Annotated in this window: 2 protein-coding genes; both read left to right on the top strand. The window is 63.7% G+C overall.

What is annotated here, in order from left to right; all coding sequences use genetic code 11:
* Positions 1–1,358, top strand: a 1,358-nt coding sequence (locus ACQR3T_RS28070; protein ID WP_428695740.1) for an ATP-binding protein, incomplete at its 5' end; no start/stop codon positions are given.
* A complete protein-coding gene (locus ACQR3T_RS28065) occupies positions 1,355–2,029 on the top strand; it encodes a response regulator (protein ID WP_032376361.1) in 675 nt (224 codons plus the stop codon). The genes ACQR3T_RS28070 and ACQR3T_RS28065, both read left to right, overlap by 4 nt.
* The last annotated feature ends 136 nt before the right edge of the window (positions 2,030–2,165 follow it).

Here is a 2,165-nt window from a genome sequence, read left to right as displayed (position 1 = left end):
AGTCCGACGATCCGACCTCGCGTCTGCAACCGGAGACGGAGAAGATCAGGCAGGTGACGGGCGTCGACTTCATCGTCGTCATGGCTCCCGATCGCACCCGCTTCACGCACACCACCGTCGACCTGATCGGTAAACCGTTCAGCGGCAATATCGACCGTGCGCTGCAGGGCGAGACGTTCACCGAGACGTACGTGGGCTCTCTCGGCCCGTCGATCAGAGCGGTCACACCCGTCACCGATACCGACGGCGAGATCGTCGGTCTCGTGTCCGCCGGAGTCACTCGCCAGAAGATCAGCGACCAGTTCTTTCAGGGGCTACCTCTCATCATCGGGGTCGTGCTCGCCGCCTTCGTCGTCGCCGCGGTGGGATCGACATTGCTCAGCCGCCGGCTCCGGCGTCAGACACTGGGCATGGCACCGGCGGAGCTGCGCACCATGTACGAGCATCACGACGCCGTCCTGCACTCCATCGGTGAAGGGCTGTTGGTATTCGGCCGCGGAGACGAGGCCGAGTTGGTCAACGACGAGGCTCGACGCCTCCTCGACCTACCAGAGGGCCCGGTCTCGCTCGCGTCGTTGCCGGAGTCGATGCAGCAGATGGACACCGGCATCGTGCGCGGTGAACTGCATCTGACGAAGGATCGCGTTCTCGTCGTCAATCAGGATCCGGTGATGTGGGAGGGTCGACGTCTGGGCAATGTGCTGACGATTCGCGATCAGACCGAATTACGTTCACTGATGGGCGAACTCGACTCGGTGCGTAGTTTCGCCGAGTCGCTGCGTTCGCAGGCTCACGAGTCGGCGAACCGGCTGCACACGGTGATCACCATGGTCGAGCTGGGTCGACCCGAGGAAGCCGTGGAGTTCGCGACGGCCGATCTGGAGCTGTCGCAATCCCTTATCGACCGGCTGATGAATGCCGTCGGCGAGCCTGCGCTCGCGGCACTGCTGCTGGGCAAGGTCAGTCAGGCCGCCGAGCAGGGCGTGGAGCTCACCATCACCGACGACACGGCGATGGAGGACGAAGGGGTATTGACGGCTCGCGAATTGGTCACGCTGGTAGGCAATCTGATAGACAATGCCATCGATGCCTCGAAAGAATCCGACCAGCCGTGGGTCGAAGTGACCGTCCGTGACGCCGACGGCGAACTTGTCGTCAGGGTCGCCGACAGCGGTCCCGGAATGCCGCCCGAAACGCTGAAAGCTGCTCTGCGGCGTGGCTACTCGACCAAATCGGGATCTCGCGGACTGGGCCTTGCGCTCGTGACCCAGGTGATCAATCGTCATCGCGGCACTCTGATGTCGGAAGTGACGTACGGATCGGTCATGATCGCCACCATTCCTGGATCTCCGTCGTGATCAAGGTACTGATCGTCGACGACGAACCGCTGATCGCCGAGGCTCACAAGACGTACGTCGAGCGCACCCCGGGCTTCGAGGTTGCCGGAGTCGCACACACCGGTGCTGCTGCCATGAGATTCGCCAGCACCGAGTCCGTCGATCTGGTGTTGCTCGACATCGGGCTGCCCGACGCGAGTGGCATCGACGTGGCTGCGGCCCTCGGCGGCCTGCGCCCGAGCCCCGACGTCATCGCGATCACCTCCGAGCGGGATCTGTCGGTGGTGCGTTCGGCCGTGGCGCACGGCATCGTGCTGTATCTGCTCAAGCCGTTCACGTTCGCTGCGTTTCGCGACAAGCTCGAGCGCTACCGTGAATTTCACGATGCGTTACCGGCCGGCGAGAACGCGTCCAGTCAGCGAGACATCGACCGTGCAATGGCGCATCTGCGCACGGCGGACGAACGCGTCTCCACCCCCAAAGGCATTGCCCCGCAGACGATGGACGGCATCACCGCCTCCGTCAAGGAATCGGCCGACGGACTCAACGCATCCGAGGCCGCCAAGGTCGTCGGAGTGTCCCGAGTGACGGCATGGCGATACCTCGAGCGTCTGGCCGACGACGGCCTGGTCACCCGGCACACCGAATACGGTAAAGCCGGGCGACCGCAGGTCCGCTACGTGTGGCGTTAGAGCGGCTGCGCCGCATGTGAACGGAAACTCGTAGCAGGCTACGTGTTCAGTCCGGGGACATATGAGACACGAGATGTCCAGGGACATGTGACACACGGGCTGTGGTGATGCTGCGGGGCACTGTGACCGGCTATGG

The organism is Rhodococcus sp. IEGM1428 (assembly GCF_050321865.1).
Taxonomy (GTDB): Bacteria; Actinomycetota; Actinomycetes; order Mycobacteriales; family Mycobacteriaceae; genus Rhodococcoides.
The sequence above is the reverse complement of the archived record's forward strand: the minus strand, read 5'-3'. Positions and strand labels throughout refer to the sequence as shown.